18 protein-coding genes and 1 tRNA gene are annotated in these 18,514 nt (G+C 39.4%); 6 read left to right on the plus strand and 13 right to left on the minus strand.

What is annotated here, in order from left to right; translation table 11 throughout:
* Positions 1 to 14: 14 nt before the first annotated feature.
* The 3 genes from nusA to CS931_RS11500 form a co-directional block, all read right to left on the minus strand.
* Positions 15 to 1,100 carry a transcription termination factor NusA gene (gene nusA / locus CS931_RS11490; RefSeq protein ID WP_099206036.1) on the minus strand — a complete coding sequence of 362 codons (1,086 nt, stop codon included), beginning with the start codon at positions 1,098 to 1,100 and terminating at the stop codon, positions 15 to 17.
* A 62-nt stretch (positions 1,101 to 1,162) separates the two neighbouring features.
* Positions 1,163 to 1,651, minus strand: coding sequence for a ribosome maturation factor RimP (gene rimP / locus CS931_RS11495; protein WP_099206037.1), 489 nt, complete (start codon positions 1,649 to 1,651; stop codon positions 1,163 to 1,165).
* 138 nt (positions 1,652 to 1,789) lie between these two features.
* Positions 1,790 to 2,329 (minus strand): stage V sporulation T C-terminal domain-containing protein, encoded by a 540-nt coding sequence (locus CS931_RS11500; protein WP_099206038.1) that lies wholly within the window; start codon positions 2,327 to 2,329, stop codon positions 1,790 to 1,792.
* 343 nt (positions 2,330 to 2,672) lie between these two features.
* Here CS931_RS11500 and CS931_RS11505 point away from each other — a divergent pair.
* A tRNA-Arg gene (locus CS931_RS11505) sits at positions 2,673 to 2,749 on the plus strand.
* A gap of 134 nt (positions 2,750 to 2,883) precedes the next feature.
* Here the strand turns inward: CS931_RS11505 and CS931_RS11510 are convergent.
* The 4 genes from CS931_RS11510 to scfA all read right to left on the minus strand — a co-directional run bounded on the left by CS931_RS11510 (position 2,884) and on the right by scfA (position 6,786).
* Complete coding sequence (locus CS931_RS11510; protein ID WP_099206039.1) at positions 2,884 to 4,143, minus strand: glycoside hydrolase family 3 protein; 1,260 nt, start codon at positions 4,141 to 4,143, stop codon at positions 2,884 to 2,886.
* Positions 4,144 to 4,420: 277 nt separating this feature from the next.
* A complete protein-coding gene (locus tag CS931_RS11515; protein WP_099206040.1) occupies positions 4,421 to 4,906 on the minus strand; it encodes a YehR family lipoprotein in 486 nt (161 codons plus the stop codon).
* Between the two features lie 260 nt (positions 4,907 to 5,166).
* Complete coding sequence (scfB, locus tag CS931_RS11520; RefSeq protein ID WP_099206041.1) at positions 5,167 to 6,549, minus strand: thioether cross-link-forming SCIFF peptide maturase; 1,383 nt, start codon at positions 6,547 to 6,549, stop codon at positions 5,167 to 5,169.
* Positions 6,550 to 6,636: 87 nt separating this feature from the next.
* Positions 6,637 to 6,786 carry a six-cysteine ranthipeptide SCIFF gene (gene scfA / locus CS931_RS11525; protein ID WP_099206042.1) on the minus strand — a complete coding sequence of 50 codons (150 nt, stop codon included), beginning with the start codon at positions 6,784 to 6,786 and terminating at the stop codon, positions 6,637 to 6,639.
* 291 nt (positions 6,787 to 7,077) lie between these two features.
* On the opposite strand from scfA, the gene CS931_RS12735 reads away from it, so the two are divergent.
* Entirely contained in the window at positions 7,078 to 7,242 is a 165-nt protein-coding gene (locus tag CS931_RS12735; RefSeq protein ID WP_159459826.1) for a hypothetical protein, read from the plus strand.
* Between the two features lie 140 nt (positions 7,243 to 7,382).
* On the opposite strand, the gene CS931_RS11530 is transcribed toward CS931_RS12735, so the two are convergent.
* The 5 genes from CS931_RS11530 to recA form a co-directional block, all read right to left on the minus strand.
* Positions 7,383 to 8,810 (minus strand): aminotransferase class I/II-fold pyridoxal phosphate-dependent enzyme, encoded by a 1,428-nt coding sequence (locus CS931_RS11530; RefSeq protein ID WP_099206043.1) that lies wholly within the window; start codon positions 8,808 to 8,810, stop codon positions 7,383 to 7,385.
* A gap of 35 nt (positions 8,811 to 8,845) precedes the next feature.
* Positions 8,846 to 9,511 (minus strand): SdpI family protein, encoded by a 666-nt coding sequence (locus tag CS931_RS11535; protein WP_099206044.1) that lies wholly within the window; start codon positions 9,509 to 9,511, stop codon positions 8,846 to 8,848.
* Entirely contained in the window at positions 9,498 to 9,779 is a 282-nt protein-coding gene (locus CS931_RS11540; protein ID WP_099206045.1) for an autorepressor SdpR family transcription factor, read from the minus strand. Before CS931_RS11540 ends, CS931_RS11535 begins: the two co-directional genes overlap by 14 nt.
* A 217-nt stretch (positions 9,780 to 9,996) precedes the next feature.
* Entirely contained in the window at positions 9,997 to 10,617 is a 621-nt protein-coding gene (locus CS931_RS11545) for a regulatory protein RecX (protein WP_099206046.1), read from the minus strand.
* Positions 10,617 to 11,792, minus strand: a complete 1,176-nt coding sequence (gene recA / locus CS931_RS11550) for a recombinase RecA (RefSeq protein ID WP_200814984.1) — start codon at positions 11,790 to 11,792, stop codon at positions 10,617 to 10,619. The genes CS931_RS11545 and recA overlap by 1 nt, the downstream gene beginning before the upstream one ends.
* Before the next feature lie 285 nt (positions 11,793 to 12,077).
* Here recA and CS931_RS11555 point away from each other — a divergent pair, with 285 nt between their 5' ends.
* The 3 genes from CS931_RS11555 to CS931_RS11565 all read left to right on the plus strand — a co-directional run bounded on the left by CS931_RS11555 (position 12,078) and on the right by CS931_RS11565 (position 15,769).
* Positions 12,078 to 12,896 (plus strand): purine-nucleoside phosphorylase, encoded by an 819-nt coding sequence (locus CS931_RS11555; protein ID WP_099206047.1) that lies wholly within the window; start codon positions 12,078 to 12,080, stop codon positions 12,894 to 12,896.
* Positions 12,897 to 13,239: 343 nt separating this feature from the next.
* The gene (locus tag CS931_RS11560; RefSeq protein ID WP_099206048.1) at positions 13,240 to 14,238 is read left to right on the plus strand and encodes an ABC transporter substrate-binding protein; all 999 of its coding nucleotides are present in this window, start codon (positions 13,240 to 13,242) and stop codon (positions 14,236 to 14,238) included.
* 385 nt (positions 14,239 to 14,623) lie between these two features.
* On the plus strand, positions 14,624 to 15,769 hold the full coding sequence (locus tag CS931_RS11565; RefSeq protein WP_099206049.1) for a 5-methyltetrahydropteroyltriglutamate--homocysteine S-methyltransferase: 1,146 nt from the start codon (positions 14,624 to 14,626) through the stop codon (positions 15,767 to 15,769).
* A 171-nt stretch (positions 15,770 to 15,940) separates the two neighbouring features.
* Here CS931_RS11565 and CS931_RS11570 read toward each other — a convergent pair whose 3' ends face one another.
* On the minus strand, positions 15,941 to 17,134 hold the full coding sequence (locus tag CS931_RS11570; protein WP_099206050.1) for an ROK family transcriptional regulator: 1,194 nt from the start codon (positions 17,132 to 17,134) through the stop codon (positions 15,941 to 15,943).
* A gap of 361 nt (positions 17,135 to 17,495) precedes the next feature.
* Between CS931_RS11570 and CS931_RS11575 the strand changes: the two genes are divergently transcribed.
* Entirely contained in the window at positions 17,496 to 18,479 is a 984-nt protein-coding gene (locus tag CS931_RS11575) for a PfkB family carbohydrate kinase (protein WP_099206051.1), read from the plus strand.
* Positions 18,480 to 18,514 lie beyond the last annotated feature (35 nt).

The raw sequence follows: 18,514 nt of genomic DNA on the forward strand, positions 1-18,514 counted from the left end.
TCCCTCCTTCTTTCTTACTTTGCTTCTTCTCCGTAAAAACCGCTCTCCGGTTTAATATCAATTTTCCATCCCGTTAATTTGGCTGCCAAACGGGCATTTTGGCCTTTATTGCCAATTGCCAGTGAAAGCTGATTATCCGGCACTGTCACACGGCAAGAAGATTGATCTTCTTCTATCACTTCTACTGAAACAACATGTGCAGGCGAAAGAGCTGCTGCCACAAAAACTTTTGGGTCTTCGTTGTATTCAATAATATCAATCTTTTCTCCGCAGAGTTCGTCAACGATTTCAGCTACTCTTGTTCCTCTGGCACCAATACAAGCACCAACAGCATCTACATCGGGGTTGTGACTCAAAACGGCCATCTTGGTTCGTGAACCGGCTTCTCTTGAAATTGCCTTGATTTCTACCGTTCCATCAAAAATTTCAGGTACTTCTTTTTCAAACATTCTCTTCACCAAATCAGGGTGTGTACGAGAGATAATCGCCTTAGGCCCTTTTTCAGTTTCTTTTACATCTACCACATACACTTGAATGTAGTCGTTTTCTTTTACATTCTCGTTTCCAATTTGCTCTGATTTTGGCAGTACAACTTCTGCTTTGCCAATTCGAAGGGAAATAGCGCCGCTTCTTGGGTCAATTCTCTCCACCAAGCCACTGACAATTTCCTGCTGTTTGCTTTGGAATTCCTGAATCATCTGGCCCCGTTCATTATCACGGATACCCTGACGGATAATGTTTCTGGCAGTTTGGGCGGCAACACGACCAAATTGACGTGTATCAAGCTTGGTGCCAATCATGTCGCCTTCTTTGGCAAGCACTCTGCGCTCTCTGGCTTTGTTAAGCTGGATTTCCTTGTTGGGATTCTCGACCACTTCTTTGACTTCTTTCATTAAGTAGACATCAAACTGGCCTGTATGCAAATCAATTTCAATTTCCACATTTTCATTTTCATAATTGTTTTTGCAGGCTGTTTGAATCGCCTTTTTAATTTTGTCAATCATGAAATCAACAGGGATTCCCTTTTCTTTTTCCAAAAGCTGAAGTGCCAAAAACATTTCTTCCTTTTGATTGACTTCAGGTTCTTTCCTTCTTGCCATTTTTCTAAAACTCCATTCTCAATGTAATTTTCAAGTTTCGCTTTTTATATTCCAAATCCACTTTAAGCAAAATCGTCTTCCAGCAAAACAACAGAAGAATATTCTTTTTTCTCTGTGAGTGCCGTTGTTTCTTCATCTACCTGTAATTCAACTGCACCATTTTCATCCGCTTTAAGAAGAATGCCGTCTAAAATCTTCTCTCCATTTTGCATGGGGCGAATCAATTTGACACGCACCATTTCTCCCATATACCGTGTGAAATGCTCTGGCCTCACGAGTTTTCGGTTCAGCCCTGGGCTCGATACTTCCAGTGTATATTCCTGTTGAATGGGGTCCTCTTTGTCTAGTACAGGGTTCACCGCCTGCGTCATATCCACACAGTCATCAATTGAAATTCCTGTATCCCTGTCAATAAAAATTCTGAGATACCAGTCACTGCCTTCTTTTTGAAATGTTACATCCCAAAGAGTCAGTCCCAGTTCTTCGGCCAATGGAGCAGCCAACGCTAAAACAACCTCTGCTGTATTTAGCTTTTTCTTCGCTTTATCCAAAACTCTGCCTCCTTAAAGCAAACAAAAGAGCGGGTCACCCCACTCTTTTGCCTCACAACGTATTAAACAAGTGTATTATAGCATAGCTTTGCCTGAAAATCAAGTCTTTCTGCCAATTTTGTCACAGTTGCTTGTATCTTATTCTTCCATTTGCTGTGAAAAAAACAAGGCGGCAGCTTTTGCCAATTCCGTAGCCTGCGGCGTCAATTTTTCATCTGTCTTTTCTGTTTTAATCAGCACCACAGCGCCGAGCACATCTCCGTTGGAAGAAATTGGACAAACTGCAACCGCTTCTGATGATATTTCTTTTGTCAGAGGAACGGTCTTATTATTTGTTGCAGAAAAAGATGTATTGCTTTTCATAATTTCATCAACTTGGGAGGAAACATTTAAATTAAGCAAATCTTTTTTTGCAGAACCTGCCACAGCAATCACTTGCTCGGTATCGCAGACCGCTGCGCCAAATCCTGTTAACTTTGTCAAAGATTTTACATACGCTTCGGCAATCTGCTTCATTTCTCCTACCGGAGAATATTTTTTTAAAATTACTTCTCCTGCACTATCTGTAAAAATCTCCATGGGCATACCTTCTCTTATTTTAAGGGTACGCCGAATTTCTTTTGGAATTACAACTCTACCCAAATCATCTATCCTTCTAACTATTCCGGTGGCTTTCATAGTATCCTCCCTTTTAACATATCCAACAAGTTATTGTAGCGTTATTATTTGCCACTTTTTTTCGCTTTATCCTTTATTTCACAACTAATTTTTTGGAAAATAATTCATTTGTATACTTAAACTTAATGCTCAATTGACATCCTGTCGTTTCTTAATCTGTTATTCTTGGATTAATACTTTATTTATCTCATTTGTTTTTATTAATTCTTGTTGCTTGTTTAGACGGTTGGTCACTCTATATTTTATCCATTTTTTTGCTTTATCATTGTTTTTTTGGGAAAAAACTTAAAATCTATTGACTTTTGTTTTACATAAGCTTATAATAATTGAGCTATCAAGTTATGCGCCGCTAGCTCAGCCGGATAGAGTGTTTGGCTACGAACCAAAAGGTCGGGGGTTCGAATCCCTCGCGGCGCGCCATAGCAGAAACCCTTGTAGACACTATGTTTACAGGGGTTTTTATTTATATAAACGCATTCGCTATACTGGCAGATTGCTAAGGAGATAATTTTATGGGAAGATGACTCCTTAAACAGTACTATCTGGTTTATTTTTTATTTTCCTAGCCCAAGACGTACTGCTAAAATTCTTTGCAACGATTGATTGATACGTTCTTGCGTGATGGCTCCTTCTTTTATCGCTTGCAAAACACCTTGATAGGCTTCTAAAAAATTCTGAGGCATGAGAACAATATCAGCACCGGCCTGTATGGCTTTCACTGCTGCAGAGGCAGAATCATACTGATTTGTAATCGCTTTCATTTGCATAGAATCTGTAATTATAATTCCCTCATAGCCCATTTCATCTCTAAGAAGCTCTGTCATCATTCGAAAAGAAAGGCTTGCCGGAACATTGTCACCTGTCACATTGGGTGCCTCGATATGAGAAACCATTAGAAATGGTATTTTTTCTTCTACTGCTCTCTGAAAAGGTACTATCTCACTCTTGCGCAATTCTTCCCAGCTTTTTTGCGTCACTGCAAACCCTTCATGGGTATCTTCTGCCACTGCTCCATGCCCAGGAAAATGTTTGAAACAAGACAACACTTTCTGTGATTTTAGCCCCTCTGACACTTGTAATGCCATTTCAGTCACCACCTTTGGATTACTTCCAAAAGAGCGGTCCTCCACTATTGTATTTTCCGGATTTGTTAATACATCTGCAACCGGAGCAAAATCCAAATTTAAACCATATTCATGCAAATAAGAACCAATTGTACTTCCTACTTCATAAGCTTCTTTTTTGTCTCCGCTTGTTCCGATAATCACCATATCCGGCAGTTTTTTTACGGAAAATTTATCGTGGTTAGCAATTCTGGCTACAGAACCACCTTCTTCATCAACTGCCAATAGTAGCGGGATATTTTGGGTTTCCTGTGCATATTTTTGCGTATCTGCCGTGATTTTTTTAAGCTGTTCAGGTGACACAAGGTTTTTATTAAAATAAACAATTCCACTTACGTGATATTGTGTCAATGCCTGTTGCAGTTCGACGGTTGCCTCTATTTCTGCTGATTCAGCCAATGCTTCGGGAGCTACCATAAACAATTGTGACACTTTATCTTCTAGCTTCATCGCTAAAATTTCTTTTTGCACCTTTTCTTCTATTATTTCTTCTTCAGATTTCGGTGTGGGACTGGGTGTCTTTTGAATACTTGCAGAGGACATTACTCCATCATTTAGAAAAGCCTCTTTCCCTTGGTCACTTTGCTCTCTTTTTATTATAGAGGAAATAGTAGCTGAAATGACAACAATTATCGCTAATATTCCCAAAAGATATATTTTTTTGCTGCGGGGTGTATGTGTTTGTTTCATACCAATTCCCCTCCCCTCAATCTGCTATCAGTATAGGCAAATTTCTGGAGAATAGCAAGTCTTCTTATCCTCACAGGTAAACCTTCTTCTCAACATCTGAATGGTAATCCTTTTTAAAATTGGCCTATTGTACTCTCACAACGGTCAAAATTGTAAACTTGTTTTCCTATGGATTTCTATTAAAATAAAATTTTGATAGAAAAAATCGGTTAGAGAATGAATCCATCTCCAACCGATTTTTTATCTTTATATGATAATTTTACTGTGTAGAAAAATTTTATTCTTCCACTTTGGTAAAGCCAGACTGCTCAAGCATTTCTGCACTTAATTTAAGGCTTACTTTGTTGCTATTGGTATCGCCATCAAATTGACTTCCCATTAGACTGGCAACTTCGTCTAAATCAGCCACTTCATAGTCAACTGAAAGGGTCTCAACTGCTTCTGTCTCACCATACTCAATTTTTTGTTCTACACCAGCAATGCCCTGATAGGTATCTGCCGGAACGATGCTGTTCATATAAGCTTCTGCTTCTTCAGCTGTTGTCACACCCAATGCATCATAGGGCATAATATTTTTAGCTGTTTGCTTGGTTACGATATCACCCTTAGCATAATAGGTAATGTTCATCTCTATGCCGTTTAAGTTTGTGGTGTAAGTGACCTGTGTTTCTTCTTGTGCGCCACAGCCAACAAAAACAACCAGCATGAGCATAACCAAAGCCAATTTTTTAACCGCACCCGATACGTTCAAAGATTTCTTCATAATAATTCTACCTTCCTCTTTATAAAATTTCTCACTACGGTATCATAATCTATTTTTGAGCTAACAACTATATATATTTCTGAATTGTAATTTTATTTGGCGAATTTCTTCCTTTTATTTAAATTTTGAAGGGATTTTTTTTAATTTTTATATCTTTACACCACAATAAATTCAATCCATACGTTTAGATTTGATTGTCCATTATAAATAAACGAAAGCCGCATTCTTTATTTGAGAACACGGCTCTTTCTTTTAACGGATTATTCTGCTTCTCTCATAGCTCTATGTACTTCCATCATCACCGCATTTTCTACTCTGCGGCGCTGCATTTCACAACCAATTTCATAAATACCGTTAATATTGCCGTGGGCATGATAGGCATTGGCCGCACAACCACCACTGCAATAGAATTTGGCAAAACAATTTGCGCATTCTTCTTTTTCATAAAGATGGCTGCCTCTAAATTTATCTTGAATATCTGTTCTTTCAATGCCAGTTTCGACATTGCCCAATCTAAACTCATCCTCACCTACAAATTGATGACAAGGATAAATATCGCCGTTAGGGGTAATCGCCAAATATTCAAGTCCCACACCACAGCCAGAAACTAATTTGGCAATACAAGGTCCATGCTTCAAATCAATCATATAATGATAGAATAAAAAGCCTTTTCCTTCTTCTTCTCTCTTAAGCATTTCATCGGCAAGGATATCATACTGCTCTAAAATGGTGGGCAAATCACCTTTGTGAATGGCATATTCTTCAGATGGGTCGCAGACAACCGGCTCAATTGAAAGCTCTTTAAAACCCAAATCAGCATAGTGCAAAATATCTTTTGCAAAGTCTAAGTTGTGGTTTGTAAATGTTCCTCGAATATAATAGGTTTTGCCGTTTCGAGATTCTACCAGTTTTTTAAACTTAGGCACAATAATCTCATAGCTGCCTTTGCCGTTTGCTGTCGGGCGCATCTTATCATTGACTTCTTTGCGTCCGTCTAAGCTCAACACAACATTTTCCATTTCACGATTGGCAAACTCAATGACTTCATCATTAAGCAGCATACCATTCGTCGTGAGGGTTAAACGAATATTTTTACCTGTCTTTTGTTTAATTTCTTTCGCGTATTCAGTTAGTTCTTTAACCACTTTGAAATTCATCAGCGGCTCACCGCCAAAGAAATCCACTTCTAAATTTCTGCGCGTTCCAGAGTTTTCAACCAAAAAGTCAAATGCTTTTTTGCCGACTTCAAGGCTCATAATTTCTCTCTTGCCACGGTATTCGCCCTCATCGGCAAAACAATATTTGCATCGAAGATTGCAGTCGTGCGCCACATTCAAGCAAATTGCCTTGAGTGTGCTGAGTCTTTTCTTTAACTCGCCTGCATGCTGACGAAAGGTATCTTCTGAAAATAAGTCGCCGCCCTCTTTAAGCTCTTCCACATCGGCAATTGAATCTAAAATCTCTGTTTCGGTAATTTCTGGCACGTCGGCATATTTTTTCAGCAGCTCGGTGACAATCTGCTGTTTGTCGGCTGTTTCATATCTTGCAATCACATCATAGGCCAAATCGTCTACGACATGAACGGCACCGCTATTAACATCCATAATGATGTTATAGCCATTTTTTTTATATTGATGAACCATATTCATTTCCTTTCAGGCAGGGCAAACTATCTGCAAATAACAAAAGTGCTGCAGACTGGTCAATCAGCCCTGCAGCATTCTGCCGTCTTATTGATTGTCTTTGTTCTCACATTTCTGATTGGCAACACTGCAAGAAGTTTTGCTGGCTGATTGGCAAGATGTTTGACATTCGCCGCAGCCGCCTTTTGTAAGTGTATCTCTCAGGTTTTTTGTGGTCAAGGTAACAATTCTTTTCATAGGTAAAGCCCCCTTTGCAATATACAGATTTCTCTTTGCATAAGAAAAATCCCATGTATTGATTTATTATACTGCAAACCATTTAAAAAATCCAGTATTTCTTTATCCTTCTCTTCACAAAGTTGACCTATCTGGAATTTCCACTTAACTGCCAAACTAAAGCCTAGCTAACTTTATTTATCCTATGGAGTTATAATGACTTGAATATTCTTTTTATTGTGCTATATTAAGAAATACAGCACATCTTTTTTATATTCACACTGACAGTTTAGTTAAAGAGAGGAGATTAATATGCGTAAAGAAACCTTCTATGTTCTTACCTTGGCTTTAAATCTTATTATAGCTATTTTGATCGTCGTCCTCCTAATTTCCTTGTTCCGATATGAATACATACCAGAAAACAATAGCTTTTTTGACCGATTGACAAGAACGTTGCATTCTGCCATACCCGACTAAATTTTGGTTTCATTTAAAAGTATTTTACACTTGAATAAAAGAAGATGAGAACAATGGTTTTTTGCCCTTGTTCTCGTTTTCTTTTTATCCAAGTTATTCTTTCCAAAACAAAAAATATATAACCTCTCTGTTTCACTTTGTTATTTATCAGCCTTTTTTATCACTGCAATGCTATGATTTTCTTTCCCACTCACTTCGATTTTCACACCACTACCCTTTAAGCTTTCCACATATTCTATAATTTCTGTTGAAATCTTTTCGCCTGGTGCTAAAATCGGAATGCCCGGCGGATAAGCAAACACAAAATCTTTGGCGGTTCTGCCTGCACTTTTGCTAAAGGCAATGACTTCTTCCTCACTTTGCTGCGCCTGTGCCAAATTTATCACCATTCTGCCAACCGGCGGCTGTACCATAATCTTGCTTTTTTGCGCCTGTGTCATTTTGTCTGCCAAAAGCACCCCTTCTGCTAATCTCTTATATCCCTCGTGGCTATCATATAATGAGGTCATCGCAATAATATAATTTGCTGATACCATCTCTGGCTCAATTTTTTGCTCACGGCGCAAAAGGTCTGCTAACTTTGCTCCGGTGAAGTCCGTTCCCTTTGTAGAAATCACCAGTTTAGAAGAATCAAAACCATAAAAAGTGGAATTTGATTTTTTTCTCTCTTCTGCATAGCCAAACACCCTAAACTTCGTGAGATTTTTCACCTTGGTCCCAAACCATGCAAGCTGTTCTTGCCATGCTGAAAACAACTCTTCACCCTGTTCTATCAAGATATTGACGCAGCGCTCAATAGAGGCCATTAAAACATAAGATGGACTGCTTGTTTCTAAAACCTCCAGCTTTTTTCTAACACTTTCTACGGAAATTCTGTCGGAACAAACGTGTAAAACCGCTGTTTGTGTAAGACTTGGCAAGGTTTTATGCAAGCTTTGTACAACTAGGTCTGCTCCTTGTGAAACCGCACTTTGAGGAAAAGCCGGGTGAAGCCCTAAATGAGCACCATGCGCTTCATCTACAAAGAGCAGCATGCCCTTCTCATGGCACAAATTCGCAATGGTCTGAATATCTGATATCACACCTTCATACGTTGGCGAAGTAATTACCACCATTTTAGCTATTGGATTCTCCTCGATTACTGCCCTTATTTTCTCCACGGAAATAGAACCATTGATATCAAAAGATTCATCATACTCCGGCAAAATATAAACAGGGTTAAGCTCATTTAAAATAAGTGCGTTATAGATAGCCTTATGACAATTTCGTGCCATAATAATGGTATCCCCGCGTTTTGTTCCCGCTAAAATGCTGGACAAAATACCCACCGTACTGCCGTTTACCAAATGAAAACTTTGTATAGTCTTGTATAAATCAGCCGTTCTTTGCATTCCTGCTTTTAAAAGATCTTCAGCATGGTGCAAATTGTCAAATCCATCAATCTCTGTGATATCAATGGCGTAAGGGTTTGGCATTTGTATGGTGGTATTTCTCTTATGTCCGGGCATATGCATTGGATAAAAACCAGATGCACTATATTCTTCTAGATAATCGAGTAAATCCTTCATTCTTATTTCCTTTCGGACTGCTTAAAATCTCTTCCTTAATTGCTGTTTTTCTTTAATTGTTCTTCTTTTTTGCGATAAAGACGGTATGAGTAAACAAAGGGAACTCCCACACACACAACGATGGCAACAATTCCTACTATCATATTCATCCAGAAGATTCCATTTAAAATAAACAGTACACCGCTCATAATCCACAGAAAACCTGCCATTCTATGCGTTTTATTCCAGTTGTCCTCATCATTTAATGTCCATGGCAACTTGATTCCCACGGTATAGCTTTGCTTGCTTTTGGGCATATAATTTCCAATAATGATAAAAATGACACCTATCATAATATTTGCGATTAAGCCGATATTAAATTTAATTGCACTGTCTTCTAAGTTCATAAAAATGGTAATAGGGTATAAAATCCAGCTAAAGACAACGGGAATTAACCTGACAAACTTGAATAGTGTACCATTAATATTCTCTTTTTTGGGGTCTGATTGTGTTCCCATATTCATAAGAAAATTAACTACCGCCATAACCATCGGAATCCCAAAAACGCCTACCCATTTTGGTGATGTGTTGCTGACCTCATTTGTGCCTTTCCACTGTGTCGCCATAGTCTGCGGTAGTTGATCATAATAGAAAACCCCTAAAATAATGGGAACCAAACACAAAAGTGTCGTAATAATTGTAAATTTATCAAGCTTTTTCATCTTTTTCCTCCTTTAAAAATTGAGAAAACCAAATTAGTGTTTCTTCTAAGACAGATGCATTCAGTGCATAATAAATAAAGTTTTTTTCTTTTGATTCAAAAATTAGTCCCGCCTTTTTCAGTTGGGTTAAATGATAAGAAACCGTAGCCTGTGTTAAGTCAAATTTTTCAGCAATCTCTCCCGCTGAAAGTCTACCTTTTTTCAGTATTTCTAAAATCTCACGCCGAACCGGGTCGGCAATCACTTTTAATGTCTGCGAAATCCCCATATATCCTCCTTGCTACAATCTATTTAGATAATTATCTAAATAGATTGTAGCATCTACTTTTATCATTGTCAATGCTCTGCAAAAATAAAAAAACTGCTGTCATGATGACAGCAGTTTAAAATTATAAATACTTTTTTATGCCCTTTAAGTTGTTTGAGATTGCTCAAACTTTTCTCTTAATTAGGGCGCACAGAACATACAGCAAACCGTCTTTCTCTTATTCATATTCTTCTTCGTCCCAATTTTGCATGACAGATTTAATCTCATCAAAACGATAGCCAAGTCTTTGCAAAGCGGCAATCGCTCGACGTTTGATTTTTTCATCTTCGGCAAAACGAGAGTACTTTTTCTCCAAAATGGTATGAATTGCTTCTCCCGTATCATTCTCGGCATATTCCTCTAAGATTTCATCAATCAAATCTCGGTCAATGCCTTTTTGATAAAGCTCTTGTCGAACTCGTCTAGCACCAAACTTCTTTCTTTCAAACAGCATCTGGGCAAAATCTCTAGCAAAACGCTCATCGTTTAGAAGCCCAATTTCTTCCATGTGCTCGGCGGCTATTTTGGCAGCCTCACGGCTGGCAGCAGTACGGGCAATTTTGTCTTCTAACTCTTTTTTAGAATGATTGCGGTGCTCTAACAGGTAGAGTGCTTTTTCATGCGCTCTTCGGGCATCCGATTGCTGAATCAGCTCGTGCAATTCTTCGTCAGTAATCTCCATGCCCATTCTAAATCTAGATTTCAGCAAAGTTTCTTTATCAATTTTAACGGCAGATTCACCATCTATGTAGAGCTGCATAAAGCTCTTGCGCCGTGGCTCAATCGCGGTAATCAACATCAGTCATCTACCAAAATATCCAAACTTGCTTTTGGTTTAGGTGCTGTTTTTTCTGCTTTAGGAGCAGCTGCTTCACTCACTTCCACCTCAACCTCTTTTACCGCAGAAAGATTGCCTTTTTTAGCCGTTTTAGCATAGAGTTTGTCTACGTTTTCTTTCAATTCTTCTTCCACTTTTTCAGCAATATCCGGATTTTCGCCCAAGAAATCTTTTGCTTTGTCACGGCCTTGCCCTAAACGCTCTCCTTTATAAGAAAACCATGAACCGCTTTTGTCCACAATATCTAATTTGACTGCTAAGTCGAGAAGTTCGCCCGTACGAGAAATACCCTGTCCATACATGACGTCAAATTCAGCCTCACGGAAAGGCGGTGCCATTTTATTTTTGACTACTTTGGCACGCGTGCGTGAGCCGATTAAGTCAGTACCACTTTTAAGGGTCTCTATTTTACGGATATCAATTCTCACGGATGCATAGAATTTGAGTGCACGTCCGCCTGGGGTAACTTCAGGGCTTCCATACATAACGCCAACTTTTTCACGCAGCTGATTGATAAAAATCGCCACACAATTCGATTTGGAAATTGCACCGGCGAGCTTACGCAGAGCCTGTGACATCAATCTTGCCTGCAAACCAACATGGCTGTCGCCCATTTCACCCTCAATTTCAGCACGTGGAACCAATGCTGCAACAGAGTCGACTACAATAATATCAATCGCATTGGAACGCACCAATGCTTCTGTAATCTCCAGTGCCTGTTCACCTGTATCCGGCTGAGAAATCAATAGTGATTCGATATCAACACCCAAATTGCCGGCATAGACAGGGTCAAGTGCGTGCTCAACATCGATAAACGCTGCATAGCCGCCAGCTTTTTGTGCTTCGGCAATACAATGCAGTGCCAATGTCGTTTTACCTGAGGATTCCGGACCGTACACTTCGATAATTCTGCCTCTAGGCATTCCGCCAATTCCGAGTGCCAAATCAAGAGACAACGAGCCTGTCGGAATCGACTCTACATTCAGTGCCGATTGCTGCCCAAGTTTCATGACAGCTCCCTCGCCAAAATTCTTTTTAATCTGTGCCAAAGCGGTTTCCAGCGCCTTGGCTTTATCCTCTACTTTTACAACGGGTTCCATTTTATTTTTGCTAATCTTCTTTTCTTTTTCTGCCATATCTATTCATTCCTTTCTGGGAATTAAATTACTTCTACTTCCTTTTCCATGCTAAAAGGACACTAAAAAGCATTTCATTTTGGCTCCATGCTTCCTATTCAATCTGCCTTTTATTATAACCGAACAAACTGTCAATTGCAATGCTTTTTGTAAAAATACCAAACTTTCGTTTGGTTTATTTAAATAAGCCTTGCTAGAAATTTAGCTTTGGGTTATAGTAATAAATAGAATAAATTTATGTTTCTATTTAAACTTTCACTACTATTATTTTTAGAGGTAAATGCTATGGATTTATATTTTGAAAAAATAAATTTGGCCGCAGACTTCCTACGTCAAAATGGTATCGGTCATGTTGACACTGCCGTTATTCTGGGTTCTGGTCTAGGAGAATTTGCAGAAAGTTTGCAGTCTCCCTCTATCATTCCCTATCAGGAAATTCCCGGTTTTCCTGTTTCAACGGTCAAAGGCCATGCTGGGCGTCTTGTTTACGGCATACTAAACGGTAAAAAAGTTCTTGCCATGCAGGGGAGATTTCACTACTACGAAGGCTACCCGATGAATGATGTTGTTTTTCCGATTCGAGTCATGGCTGTTTTGGGCATTAAACAGTTACTTGTAACCAATGCTGCTGGCGGTGTTAATGAGAGCTTTTCCAGTGCACAACTCATGTTAATTACCGACCATATAAACTTTATGGGTACAAACCCGCTCATTGGCCAAAATCTTGATACCCTTGGGCCTCGATTCCCTGATATGTCCCACGCTTACTTCAAAAAGGGTCAGGAATTGGTCAAGGCGGCCGCTTCTGACTTGCACATTCCTTTGCAAGAAGGTGTCTATGCCGCTTTCACGGGTCCAAGCTATGAAACACCCGCTGAAATTCGCATGGCTCGCATTTGGGGCGCCGATGCAGTGGGAATGTCCACTGTTCCTGAGGTCATTGTCGCTAATCAGGCTGGTATTGCTGTCATTGGCATTTCCTGTATCACCAATATGGCTGCCGGTTTGCAAAAAAATCTTAATCATGAAGAAGTTGTCCAAGCTTCTGCCAGTGTAAAAGATGATTTCAAAGCACTCTTATCTGCCGTGATTACGGCCCTTTAATCAAATTTTAGCAAATGGCATACGTAAAATACTATTTTATGAATTTCGACCTTATCATTACTTCTAATCTTAAGATATTTCTTTTGATTAGAAGTCTTCTTTTTATTCTTACTTTATCTTTGCTTTCTTTTTTCTCCAATTCGTATTTCGCCATTTTTAACTCGTTTTCTTTTTTATAAAATCACTTTATGTCACTACAGCGCACACCACATTAATTTTAACGCTTGACTACTTCGCGTAAAAATGATAAAATCCACAAGTAGGTTAGTTTTAGCTAACTAAAATAAATAAAATTATTTGTTTTTGGGATGATTTTAAATACTTTTTTAGGAGTTATCGCAGTATGAAAAAAATTCTGTCTTTGGCCTGTGCCTTTGTCTTAACCATGACTGTCTTAGCCGGCTGCAGTTCTTCACCAAATTCCTCTGCACAAGAGAGTTCGAATTCAAAAGAAAGCTCTTTGACCAGTGATGTCAGCGATACTGGTTCTGAAACTGCTGGAACTGGCACTCGCACAGTCAGCACCATAAAGGGAGATATTGTAGTCCCTGAAAGCCCACAAAGAGTGGTTGTTAACTGGTATGTTGGTGACGCTATCTCTGCCGGACTGAATGTGGTTGGTTATTACTGCTGGGCACAAGAAACCATGCCCTATTACGACACCTTAATGGCATCAACTTCTATTGAAAATTGGGAGCCTGAAGATGTCATGCAGCTTGAGCCGGACCTTATCATTACCTACAGCGAAGATGATTTTGATAAGTTCAGCAAAGTCGCTCCGGTATTGGTCATTCCAGAACAAGACATTACCTCTTTGGAGCGTGTAAAAATAATCGGAGAAGCTACCGGGCATACAGAGCAGGCAAATGCGGCTGTCAAAACTTTTGAAGACAAGCTTGCCGCTGCCAAAGAAAGCTTAAACGTAGACAGCTTCAACGGCAAAACCTTCAGTATTATGGAAGACTGGGGTGCCTCCGGCGAATGGAGCGGCATCGGTTATGAAACAGGTTCTCGAGGCGGTACCTTGCTTTATAAATATCTTGAATTCCAGTGGCCAGAAAAATTGACGCAGCTTATTGAAGAAAGCGGCCAAGGCCGAGGAACTTTAAGCTACGAAGTGGCCCATGAATATTTTGGTGACTATATCATTTGGTTCCGTCAAGAGGGCAAAGAATCTGACTATGCCAAAACAGATATCTGGCAGTCTATCCCCGCCGTTGCAGAAAATCGATTAATAGAAATTCCCGGGGAATATCAGGGCCTTTTCTACTATGATGACGCTACTAGCTTATCTGCTCAATTAGATTTTATGCTGGAAAAATTACTTCCGCTTGCCAAATAAGCAAAACTGCAAAACACCTAGCCAATAAACTTACTTTATTTTGACACGCAAGTTTTATCTTACATACTAATTTCTTTTGCCTATTTGCAAAGGAGAGTTTAAAACGAGTAAGGGCACTTTTAGTTTGCCCTTACTCGTTTTTTATAAATCTATTGTGGCAACACCCTGTTTGACCTTATTTTTCTTACCCTGTATACTCCATAGTTTCAATCTATGCGTATCTATAAATTATATGTTCTACCCTATATGTTCCTCTTTGTGTTATAGTATATACACAGAACACTAGTTGTATAGTAGGATTTAATTTCAGTTTCCCCTGAGCCCATCAATCCTAAAAGACAATTGTTACCCATCATAAAAATAAAAAGAAACAAGGAGAATGAATATGGCAAACTTATTTGAAAACGTACATGAGAAAAACACAGTCCCTTTCCGTTATGATATCGTTGGCAGCTTTTTACGTCCACAAGTTTTAAAAGACGCCAGAGAACAATTTGAGAATGGCAAAATTACACAAGAGGCCTTAACCAAAATAGAAGATGAAGAAATCACAAAGCTAGTTGCCAAACAAAAAGAAGTCGGTTTAAAAGCTGTCACAGACGGAGAATTTCGTCGCAGCTACTGGCATCTTGACTTTTTCTGGGGTTTTGATGGCGTTGAGCATGTACTCATGGATCATGGCTATTTCTTCCATGGAGAAGAAACTCGTGCTGACTCTGCCCGCCTTTCCGGCAAAATCCGTTTTAACAATCACCCCTTCTTGGCACATTATAAATTCCTGAAAGAAATTGCAGGAGAGGATGTTGTTGCTAAGCAAACCATTCCCGCACCGGCACAATTTTACGCTGAACTCGTTCGTACAGTGAATGAAGAATCTGTCAACGAGATTTATCCTGATCGTGAAGAACTTTATCGTGATATTGCTACTGCCTATCGTGAATCTATTCTTGCTTTTTATGAGCTTGGCTGCCGCAATGTCCAGTTGGATGACTGCACATGGGGTATGCTTTGTGACACAAGCTTTTGGAAAAACATGGCGGGTGCCGGCTATGATGTAAATGAACTACAATCACTTTATCTTCGCTTAAACAATGACTCTATTGTCGATTTGCCAGAAGACCTTATTGTTACCACCCATGTATGCCGCGGAAATTATCATTCTACTTGGGCTACCTCAGGTGGTTATGATCCTGTTGCTAAAACTCTGTTTGGCCAAGAAAACGTTTCGGCCTATTTCTTAGAGTACGATACAGATCGTGCGGGTGACTTTGCTCCTCTAAAAGAAATCTCCGAGGGCAAAACCGTGGTACTAGGTCTTGTCTCTTCAAAAACAGGTGAGTTAGAAGATAAAGAGCAAATTATTGCTCGAATCAAAGAAGCTGCCCAGTATGTACCGGCTGATCATCTTTGCTTAAGCCCACAGTGTGGCTTTGCTTCTACCGAAGAAGGCAATATCTTAACAGAAGAGCAGCAGTGGAAAAAACTTGCTTTTGTAAAAGAAGTTGCTGAAGAAGTTTGGGGCAACGCTTAATTAAAACAACTTGTTCGGTTTTCCTCCTCCTTTATATTCCAAATAAAAAGACAGACATGTGTTTACTACATGTCTGTCTTTTCTTTAAATTCGTAAGCTTTTCCGTTCTCCACAAAAAAAACAGGCGAACAATTCGCCTGTTTTTACAGCAAATTTCACATTGCTTGTCTGCTATAGTTCTAAATAAAGCGGATTTTTCAGGCAATAGTCTATGGCAACAGCTGCTGCACCATAGAGAATAGGGTCTTTTGAAAAAGCAGACAGCTGAATTTTAACTTTCGACGCAAAATAGGGTGAAACTCTTTCTTTTACCACATCTACGGCCTCTTTCAAAATTCTTTCTCCACCCCTTGCCATTTCTCCGCTGATGACGATGGTCGATGGGTCATATACGTTCATTAACGTCACTAATCCATACCCCATATATTTACCGCTTTCCTCTACCATCCTTATTGCCAACTCATCTCCGGATTCTGCTGCCGCAAAAACATCCTCTGCTTTTAGCTTATCTATCTTACAAAGCCTAGAGTTTGGATATTGATGCAGCCGTTTTTGTGTCCTTTTAACCAGAGAAAGCGAGGAGCAATATAGCTCTAGACAGCCAAAATTTCCACAATCACAGCGAAGACCCTCTGCATTGATGCTGACATGTCCAATTTCTCCTGCTGTGCCTGTATCACCACTCATAATTTCTCCATCCACAATGACACCGGCGCCAATCCCCTCTCCCACAAAGAAATTCACCAGCGTACCGCCTGACAAAGTAGAGTGCTTACCAAACCACCACTCTGCCAATGCGCCAGAGTTTGCGTCATGTTTAATAATTACCGGTCTATCAAAGCCTTCTGCAAATTCTTCTTTCAGGTTAATTTGTTCCCAGCCCTCTGTTTCTGTCACCAAAACAATCCGTGATTCTTTCTCAAGATAGGGCCCTGGAACGGCCAACCCTATTGCGGCTGTTTTGGGATATTTATCGATATATTCCCTTATTTTCTCTTTGATTTTTTCTAGAATCGGTTTCAGTGGTTGAACAGCCAATTTTTCGGTGTAATAATCCATGATTTCTCCATTAAAATTGAATACGCCAACAGAAAAATTTCGTCTAGAAAGCTTTGCCCCTATTAGCAAATATTGATTTTTCAAGCGAATTCCTATAGATCTTCTTCCTTTTTCTCCTACTTGAAATCCAATTTCTTCTATCAAATTTTTTTCAATTAGTTCTCCCACAATTTTTGTAATAGAAGCCGGCGTAAGACCCAGACGTTTGCTCAACTGTGCCCTGGTCATGACTTTATTTTGCTGTAAATTTTGAACAACCAGCGACCGATTAATCTGTAATAGATTTTCATTATTTTGACCTAACATATTTCTCCTTTTTAGCGAGCGATTCTATATTTGATTTCAATAATTTGCAGTGGCGAGTATTTCAAATCTACCTTTTTTTTAAATTGCAAAATACATATATAGCTAAGATAATAGTAGCAAAGCAACGCTTTAAAGTCAACGAGCGAGTTTAAAAATAAAATTAATTCAGCTACACAAATTTTGCCCGTTATTTTTTAATATCTCTTTACTTTCTTGTTGTTTTTATGATATCATCCATATAGATTAACTGCGTTAATAATTAATTTCTGTTCTTACACCCTGCCAATTTAAATGAACCTACTAAATTTATTAATTAATGTAGAAGGAGGACTCTTTATCAGACCTGATAAAGAAAACAATCATGGATAAAAAATATGATATTACTGCACTAGGTGAATTGCTGATTGATTTCACTCCCAGTGGACATGCCGACACGGGTTCAGCTTTGTTTGCCTGCAATCCTGGCGGTGCACCCGGCAACATGTTAACTGCGGTTTCCAGACAAGGAGGCAAGGCGGCTTTTATCGGCAAAGTCGGACATGACAGCTTTGGCTATTTGCTGAAAGATACCATTGCAAAAGAAAGTATCGATACCAGTGGACTCGTTTTCGACGATGAATGCCGTACTACCCTCGCTTTTGTTACACTAGACGATACTGGTAACCGCTCCTTTGCCTTTTTCAGAAATCCCGGGGCTGATATTATGCTACAGGCGGATGAAGTAGATGAAAATCTAATCCGTGACAGTCGTATCTTCCATTTTGGTTCGCTCTCTTGCACACACGAACCAGCTCGTTCCGCGACTCGTTTTGCTCTTGAAAAAGCTAAAGAATTTGGTGTTACCATTAGCTATGACCCCAACTTGCGTCTCCCTTTATGGAAAGATGCCGAAACCGCTCGCGAAACAATTCTAGAATTCATGCCCTATGCAGATATTGTAAAAATCAGCGAAGAAGAATTTGAGTTCTTAACCGGTGAAAAAGACTACGAAAAACACAGCAAAGCTTTCGCTGAGCAATATGGTATTTCTCTTTTACTTGTAACCTTAGGTCCAGCCGGTGCTTATTACTATTCTGCCGACAAAGCCAATCATCTTTTTACCTATGATGCTCAGGTTGTCGACACCACCGGTTCAGGAGATGCTTTTATGGGTGCTGTACTTGGACAAATTTGTCAGTTAGACACTGATATTGCTGACCTCTCGGCTTTACAGCTTGATGCTATCGTTGACTTTGGCAACGCAAGCGGCTCTTTGGCTTCTACAGTTAAAGGTGGTATTCCTTCTATCCCTACTACCGCACAAATTCGTGACTGTCAAAAAAACATCCCTTTATTGGAAATGTAAATCATTGGCTTTATCCTTTCATTTTTCTTCCTTAT

The sequence above is a fragment of the Scatolibacter rhodanostii genome, from assembly GCF_900197595.1.
Taxonomy (GTDB): domain Bacteria; phylum Bacillota; class Clostridia; order Oscillospirales; family Acutalibacteraceae; genus Scatolibacter; species Scatolibacter rhodanostii.

Coding starts and splice junctions, on each gene's coding strand:
- nusA (WP_099206036.1), bottom strand. CDS start 1,100: ATGGCAAGAAGGAAAGAACCTGAAGTCAATCAAAAGGAAGAAATGTTT.
- CS931_RS11500 (WP_099206038.1), bottom strand. CDS start 2,329: ATGAAAGCCACCGGAATAGTTAGAAGGATAGATGATTTGGGTAGAGTT.
- CS931_RS11510 (WP_099206039.1), bottom strand. CDS start 4,143: ATGAAACAAACACATACACCCCGCAGCAAAAAAATATATCTTTTGGGA.
- CS931_RS11515 (WP_099206040.1), bottom strand. CDS start 4,906: ATGAAGAAATCTTTGAACGTATCGGGTGCGGTTAAAAAATTGGCTTTG.
- scfB (WP_099206041.1), bottom strand. CDS start 6,549: ATGGTTCATCAATATAAAAAAAATGGCTATAACATCATTATGGATGTT.
- scfA (WP_099206042.1), bottom strand. CDS start 6,786: ATGAAAAGAATTGTTACCTTGACCACAAAAAACCTGAGAGATACACTT.
- CS931_RS12735 (WP_159459826.1), top strand. CDS start 7,078: ATGCGTAAAGAAACCTTCTATGTTCTTACCTTGGCTTTAAATCTTATT.
- CS931_RS11530 (WP_099206043.1), bottom strand. CDS start 8,810: ATGAAGGATTTACTCGATTATCTAGAAGAATATAGTGCATCTGGTTTT.
- CS931_RS11535 (WP_099206044.1), bottom strand. CDS start 9,511: ATGAAAAAGCTTGATAAATTTACAATTATTACGACACTTTTGTGTTTG.
- CS931_RS11540 (WP_099206045.1), bottom strand. CDS start 9,779: ATGGGGATTTCGCAGACATTAAAAGTGATTGCCGACCCGGTTCGGCGT.
- CS931_RS11545 (WP_099206046.1), bottom strand. CDS start 10,617: ATGTTGATTACCGCGATTGAGCCACGGCGCAAGAGCTTTATGCAGCTC.
- recA (WP_200814984.1), bottom strand. CDS start 11,792: ATGGCAGAAAAAGAAAAGAAGATTAGCAAAAATAAAATGGAACCCGTT.
- CS931_RS11555 (WP_099206047.1), top strand. CDS start 12,078: ATGGATTTATATTTTGAAAAAATAAATTTGGCCGCAGACTTCCTACGT.
- CS931_RS11560 (WP_099206048.1), top strand. CDS start 13,240: ATGAAAAAAATTCTGTCTTTGGCCTGTGCCTTTGTCTTAACCATGACT.
- CS931_RS11565 (WP_099206049.1), top strand. CDS start 14,624: ATGGCAAACTTATTTGAAAACGTACATGAGAAAAACACAGTCCCTTTC.
- CS931_RS11570 (WP_099206050.1), bottom strand. CDS start 17,134: ATGTTAGGTCAAAATAATGAAAATCTATTACAGATTAATCGGTCGCTG.
- CS931_RS11575 (WP_099206051.1), top strand. CDS start 17,496: ATGGATAAAAAATATGATATTACTGCACTAGGTGAATTGCTGATTGAT.